The following is a 6,231-nucleotide window of genomic DNA, read 5'->3' on the forward strand; positions in this document are numbered from 1 at the left end:
ACCTCGTCCTGGACGGCAAAGATATCGTCCATGCCGCGGTCGAAGCGCTCCGCCCACAGATGATCGCCGCTCGCCGCGTCGACCAGCTGCGCGTTGATGCGCACGCGCCCCGCATCGCGCCGCGCGCTGCCCTCCAGCAGATAGCGGACGCCGAGTTCCCTGGCGATCTCGCGCACGTCCATCGCCTTTCCCTTGTAGGCAAAGGTCGAATTGCGCGCGATGACGAACAGGCCGGAGATCCTCGACAGGTCGGTGATCAGGTCTTCGGTCAAGCCGTCGCAGAAGGCGTCCTGCCCGGCATCGTTGCCGAAATTGACGAAGGGCAGCACCGCTATCGATGGCTTGTCAGGCAGCGGCAACGGTTTTCGCTTGGCGCCATTGAGGTGTTCGACGGCCGCCGTGAAACGGTAGCCGACGCGTGGAACGGTGGCGATCCATTCACCGCTCCCCTCACCCGCAATGCCGGGCGGGCCAAGCAGCTTGCGCAGTTGCGCGATCTGGACGGTGAGGTTGCCTTCCTCGACGGCCGTGCCGGGCCATGCCGCGTCCATCAATTCGGCCTTCTCGAGGATTTCGCCGGATCTTGCGACCAGCGCCGCGAGCAGCTTCAGCCCGCGGTGGCCGATGGCCACGGGGACATCGTTCCGGAGCAGCGTTCCCGCACCGGAATCGAGCACGAACGGGCCAAAGGCAAAGCGCTCTCCCTGCATCGGCGCATCTATAGAGCAATTCGAGGCAAAACGCGAAGCGGAGAAGCGTGTAGCGCTTTGCCAGGGAATTGCGTGAAAACAAAGCGTTAGACGCCGGTTTGGAACTTTTGAGAACTATTTGGGAGGGTTTAATTACGGCAGCGTTCGTATCCGGCAGAATTCAACCTCTTTCAGCTCGAGGGCCCTCAAGTCCGGCCCCACGGAGGTTGTCATGAACCATATCCTCGCTTCGGTCCCGCAGGCACTGCGGCCGGGAATGCCCGCAAGTTCCACGCACGCGCCGCGTCGGCGCTACAGCCTGGCGAGCTTGCGAAACACCGTCGCTGCCTGGCGCGAGCAGGCACACTTTCGCTGGCAGCTGAAGCAGATGGCGCAAGCCAATCCGCATCTGATCGACGACATCGGCTTGACGACACGGCAGGTCGAGGAAGAGATCGCCAAGCTGCCCTTTTGGCAGCGATAAGGCGAAATGCCGCGATGATTTGGCAGGGATTGCCAGCATCATCCCTTTAGCGCCGGCCCGCGTCATGCCATGATCCCCCCATCGGCCGTGGGGGCCGATTCTACATCGGGGGTTTCCATGTCTTTCACATCCGCGCGCCGGCTTGCCGCCGCGTTTTCGCTTGCCGTCCTGTTTGTCCCAGCCGCCCATGCCGGCGACGTCACCTTCGCCGTCAAGAACAGCCACCCCAATGCCATGCGCCTCGAGCTCTACAGCCAGGACCGCGACTATGTCTGGCCGGGCGATGGCAAGGATTTCTATCTCGACGACGGCGAGACCAAGCAGCTGCCGATTTCCTGCAACGAAGGCGAATCGATCTGCTATGGCGCCTGGGTCGACGGCGACGAAGGCACCTATTGGGGCGTCGGCCCCGGCAACAAGGAAAAATGCGAGGATTGCTGCTATACCTGCAGCGGCGGCGAGACCGAGGAGATCGATCTGGTCCCCTGACCGGTTTGCCAGCTTGACGGTTTTCCTGCTGGGAGCCATAGCCTGTCCAAATACCCAAGGCACGCCGCGTATTCAGGCGCGGCGTGCTCCAGGCAAACAGGGAGCACGCCAATGGCTGGCATGGTCGAAAGCGACAAGATCGACGTCGGATTTTCCGGCAAGCGCTGCATCCACTCGCGCAATTGCGTGCTCGGCGACCCGCACGTCTTCGTGCCCAACGCGCCGGGCCAGTGGATCCATCCCGAGGCGGCCAGCGTCGAGAAGATCGTCGCGCTGGCCGAGAACTGCCCCTCGGGCGCCATCACCTATGTGCGCAAGGATGGCGGGCCGCAGGAAAAGCCACCAGTGGTCAACACCGTGCGGCTACGAGAAAATGGTCCGCTGGCGGTGCATGCCGAGATCGTGCTTGGTGACGAGACTTTTTATCGCGCCACGCTCTGCCGCTGCGGCGCCTCGCAGAACAAGCCGTTCTGCGACAACAGCCACATCAAGGCGGGCTTTACCGCCACCGGCGAACCGGCGCTGAAGGACACGCCCGCGCTGGAGACCCGTGACGGGCCGCTGAAGGCGACGCCGACCCCCAACGGTCCTCTCAAGCTCGAAGGCAATGTCGAGATCGTCACCGGCACCGGTCACACGGTCGACCGCACCACCAAGGTCTTCCTTTGCCGCTGCGGTCATTCCGCGAATAAACCGTTCTGCGATGGCAGTCATAAGAAGGTGGGGTTTGTGGGATAGGTGAGTAGCCAATCTCCCCCCTCGTGGGGGAGATGTCCGGCAGGACAGAGGGGGGCGCCGTAGAGCGCTGCCTCCAACACGCAGCGAATAGTGCAATGCCTCATACGCCTTTGCCTCCAAGACATCGCGCAAACGCCAGATCGATGCGCAAGGTCACGACACCAGCTGAATTGAAGCTGTGGAACGAGCTTCGCGCACTGTTTGATGGGGCTTGGCTTCCGCCGGCAATTTCCAATCGCCGGCTACATTGTCGACTTTGCTTGTCCGGAGAAGAAACTTGTCGTCGAAGTCGATGGCTCCCAGCATGCGGACCCAATCACCGGCGACCAAGCCAGGACATCGCGCCTGGAGCAAGACGGCTGAATCGTTCTGCGCTTCTGGAACGACGACGTCATTCGCGACATCGATAATGTGTGCCAGCATATTGTTATGGCGGCCGGGCTTGGCTGATGCTGCCATAACCGCGGCAAGGTCGGCGGGACAGCGCCCCCCTCTGTCCTGCCGGACATCTCCCCCACGAGGGGGGAGATCGCTTGTGGCCCATCTCTCCCGGCTTTATCCGCAAGCCCGTATCCGCTAAGGGCAGGCAACCAAACAATCTGCCCGGACCCCGCCCCAAAATGACCAAGCCAAAACCTCTCTTCCTCGGCATCGACACCGGCGGCACCTACACCGATGCCGTGCTGTGGTCCGAGACCGAAGGTCCCCAGCAGGGAGCGAACAAGGGCAAGGTGCTGGCCAAGGCCAAGGCGCTGACCACGCGGCATGATCTGGCCGTCGGCATTTCTGGCGCCGTCGATGCGGTGCTGGAGAAAGCGGGCACCGATCCGGCTGACATCAAGCTGGTCTCGATGTCGACGACGCTCGCCACCAACGCACTGGTCGAGGGTCAGGGCGGCCGGGTAGCACTGGTCATGATCGGCTTTTCCGAGGCCGATCTTGCCCGCGATGGCTTGAAGACCGCACTTGGCACCGACCCGGTGGTGTTTTGTCCGGGCGGCCATGATGTGCATGGCAATGCGGCAAAGCTCGATCTGTCCGGGCTGGAGGCGATGCTGCCGGAACTCGGCGCCTCGGTGTCCGGCTTTGCCGTCTGCGCCTATTTCGCCACCCGCAATCCCGCGCACGAGATCGCCGCCCGCGAGCTGATCCGCGACAGGACCGGCCTGCCGGTCACGGCAAGCCATGAATTGTCGGCCAAGCTCGGCGGTCCGCGCCGGGCGCTCACCACGCTGCTCAACGCCAGGCTGATCTCGATGATCGACCGGCTGGTGGCGGCGACCGAGGGCTTTCTCGCGGCGCGCGACATCGCCGCGCCCCTGATGGTGGTGCGTGGCGATGGCGCGCTGGTTTCGGCGGCGTTTGCCCGCCAGCGGCCGATCGAGACGATCCTCTCGGGTCCCGCCGCCAGCCTCGTCGGCGCCCGCCACATGACCGGGCTCGACAATGCGGTGGTGTCCGACATTGGCGGTACCACCACCGACGTCGCCGTGCTCGATGGCGGCCGGCCGCGGCTCGATCCGGAAGGCGCCACCGTCGGTGGCTTCCGCACCATGGTCGAGGCGGTCGCCATGCGCACGTTCGGCCTCGGCGGTGATTCCGAGGTGACGCTGGAGGATGGCGCGCTCAACCCGAAAATCCTGCTCGGGCCGCGCCGGCTGGTGCCGCTGGCGCTGGCTGGCATGGCGCATGGCGAGGCGGTGACGGCGGAGCTCGAACGCCAGTTGCGCGCCCCCAACACCGGCCGCATGGATGGCCGCTTCGCGGTCCGCACCGGCGTGCCGGACCGGCTCGCGGCGGGGCTGACCGTCCCGGAGGCAAAGCTCTACGAGGCGATCGGCGCGACGCCGCTTGCCCTCGACAGGCTGCTGACATCGAACGCCCAGAATGCCACCCTGAACCGCCTGGTCTCGCGCGGGCTGGTGCATATCTCAGGCTTCACGCCATCGGACGCCGCTCATGTGTTCGGCAAGCAGGCGAATTGGGATGTCGCCGCCGCTCGCCTTGGCGCCGAATTGTTCGCCCGCAGGCGCGATGGCCGTGGCCAGCCGATCGCCGCATCACCGGAGGTGATTTCGGAACGCGTGCTGGTGACGCTGACGCGCTGGTCGGCCGAATACATCCTGGAAACCGCCTTTGCCGAGGACGGGCTCGATGGTGCGGCCACCGTGGCGCACGCGCTGGTGCAGCGCGCCGTCGATGCGCATCCAGGCATCGCTCGCCTCAGCGTCGCGCTCGACCGTCCCGTCATTGGGCTGGGCGCTTCGGCCCCCCTGCATTACGCCGGTCTGGCGCCCTTGGTCGGCAATGACTGCGTGGTGCCCCGGGATACCGATGTCGCCAACGCGCTCGGCGCCGTCGTCGGCCAGGTCAGGGTTTCGGCCGAGGCCCGCGTCAGCCAGCCCAAGGAAGGCCTGTTCCGGCTTGCCTCGGGCGAAACGGTGCGCGACTTCCTCGACGAAGCGGCGGCGATCGCGGCCGCCGAGGCCGACGTGCGGGCCATTGTCGCCCAACGCGCCCGGGATGCCGGCACCGACAGCGCCGAGATCGAGGTCGCGACGGAGTTCCGTGTCTCGACCGTCGAAGCGCAGCGCATGTTCATCGAAGCGCATGTCGTGGCAGTGGCCTCGGGCAGGCCAAGGATCGCGGTTTAGATTCAGGTGAGGCCGGCCTGCAAATGGCGGCGTCCTGCGCTTCCGGTGCTCACGTACCTTAAGTACGCTCCGCTCCGGTTCTCGGACGCCACCATTTTCGACTCGGCCTGACCTGAATCCTGCGCGTTCGTCATCCTAGGGCGGAGCAGGAGCGAAGCGACGTTGCGGAGACCCTAGGATCCATTCCGTGACGTTGGAGGTAGAGCGAACGGTTCAGAATGGCGCACGCAAACAGATGAAGAACACATCCGCACGGATGTGTCTTCAAAGAAGGCCCAAAATGCCCCACCTTCACCCTAAGCTGAATTGACCCTGCACCCCCAACATGCCAAACGCCCCGCAAAGCCTTTCATCTGGAGTTAGCCTGATGACCGATCGCATCGAGATCGCCGGATTGCGCATTGCCCGCGAGCTGCATGACTTCGTCGTCGACGAAGCGTTGCCCGGCACCGGCATCGAAGCGGCGCGCTTCTGGAACGGATTCTCCTCCATCGTCCATGATCTGGCGCCCAGGAACCGGGCGCTGCTGGCGAAACGCGACGCCATGCAGGAGAAGCTCGACGGCTGGTACCAAGACAAGGGCGCGCCGATCGACATGGGCGCCTACAAGGCGTTCCTGAAGGAGATCGGCTATCTCGTTCCCGAAGGTCCGGCCTTCAGCGTCTCGACCGAAAATGTCGATCCGGAAATCGCCGTCGTCGCCGGGCCGCAGCTCGTCGTGCCGGTAATGAACGCGCGCTATGCGCTCAACGCCGCCAATGCGCGCTGGGGTTCGCTCTACGATGCGCTCTACGGCACCGACGCCATTCCCGAGACCGGCGGCGCTGAGAAGGGCAAGGCCTTCAACCCCGCGCGCGGCGCCAAGGTGATTGCCTGGGCAAAGGACTTCCTCGACCAGTCGGTACCGCTGACCACGGGCAAATGGGCAGGCGTCAACGGGCTCTCGATCGCCAATGGCGCGCTGAAGCTCGGCGAGGGCGCCGGCGCCACCACCCTTGCCGACCCGAAACAGTTCGCCGGCTATCGCGGCGATGCCGAGAATCCGGAAGCCGTGCTTCTGGTCAAGAACGGCCTCCATACCGAAATCCTGATCGACCGCGCCAACCAGATCGGCCGCACCGACCCGGCTGGAATCGCCGACGTCATCCTGGAATCGGCTTTGACCACCATCCAGGAC

At 64.7% G+C, this 6,231-nt stretch carries 5 protein-coding genes and 2 pseudogenes; 6 read left to right on the top strand and 1 reads right to left on the bottom strand.

All coding sequences use genetic code 11. From position 1 onward, the window contains the following. A partial coding sequence (locus EOA36_RS23740) for a winged helix-turn-helix domain-containing protein (protein WP_189553333.1) occupies nucleotides 1-710 on the bottom strand: 710 nt, incomplete at its 3' end. Nucleotides 711-921: 211 nt separating this feature from the next. Between EOA36_RS23740 and EOA36_RS23745 the strand changes: the two genes are divergently transcribed. The 6 genes and pseudogenes from EOA36_RS23745 to EOA36_RS23770 all read left to right on the top strand — a co-directional run. Further along, on the top strand, nucleotides 922-1,173 hold the full coding sequence (locus EOA36_RS23745; protein ID WP_127279666.1) for a DUF1127 domain-containing protein: 252 nt from the start codon (nucleotides 922-924) through the stop codon (nucleotides 1,171-1,173). A 117-nt stretch (nucleotides 1,174-1,290) separates the two neighbouring features. Then, nucleotides 1,291-1,662, top strand: a complete 372-nt coding sequence (locus EOA36_RS23750; RefSeq protein ID WP_127279667.1) for a hypothetical protein — start codon at nucleotides 1,291-1,293, stop codon at nucleotides 1,660-1,662. Nucleotides 1,663-1,773: 111 nt separating this feature from the next. Then, nucleotides 1,774-2,400, top strand: coding sequence for a CDGSH iron-sulfur domain-containing protein (locus tag EOA36_RS23755; protein WP_127279668.1), 627 nt, complete (start codon nucleotides 1,774-1,776; stop codon nucleotides 2,398-2,400). Between the two features lie 95 nt (nucleotides 2,401-2,495). Next, a pseudogene (locus tag EOA36_RS23760) lies at nucleotides 2,496-2,850 on the top strand (endonuclease domain-containing protein). Nucleotides 2,851-3,020: 170 nt separating this feature from the next. After that, nucleotides 3,021-5,054 (top strand): hydantoinase/oxoprolinase family protein, encoded by a 2,034-nt coding sequence (locus tag EOA36_RS23765; protein ID WP_127279669.1) that lies wholly within the window; start codon nucleotides 3,021-3,023, stop codon nucleotides 5,052-5,054. 367 nt (nucleotides 5,055-5,421) lie between these two features. Continuing rightward, nucleotides 5,422-6,231 (top strand): annotated as a pseudogene (locus EOA36_RS23770) (malate synthase G); the annotation flags it as partial.

The organism is Mesorhizobium sp. M8A.F.Ca.ET.021.01.1.1 (assembly GCF_003998025.1).
Lineage (GTDB): Bacteria > Pseudomonadota > Alphaproteobacteria > Rhizobiales > Rhizobiaceae > Mesorhizobium.

Coding starts and splice junctions, on each gene's coding strand:
- EOA36_RS23745 (WP_127279666.1), top strand. CDS start 922: ATGAACCATATCCTCGCTTCGGTCCCGCAGGCACTGCGGCCGGGAATG.
- EOA36_RS23750 (WP_127279667.1), top strand. CDS start 1,291: ATGTCTTTCACATCCGCGCGCCGGCTTGCCGCCGCGTTTTCGCTTGCC.
- EOA36_RS23755 (WP_127279668.1), top strand. CDS start 1,774: ATGGCTGGCATGGTCGAAAGCGACAAGATCGACGTCGGATTTTCCGGC.
- EOA36_RS23765 (WP_127279669.1), top strand. CDS start 3,021: ATGACCAAGCCAAAACCTCTCTTCCTCGGCATCGACACCGGCGGCACC.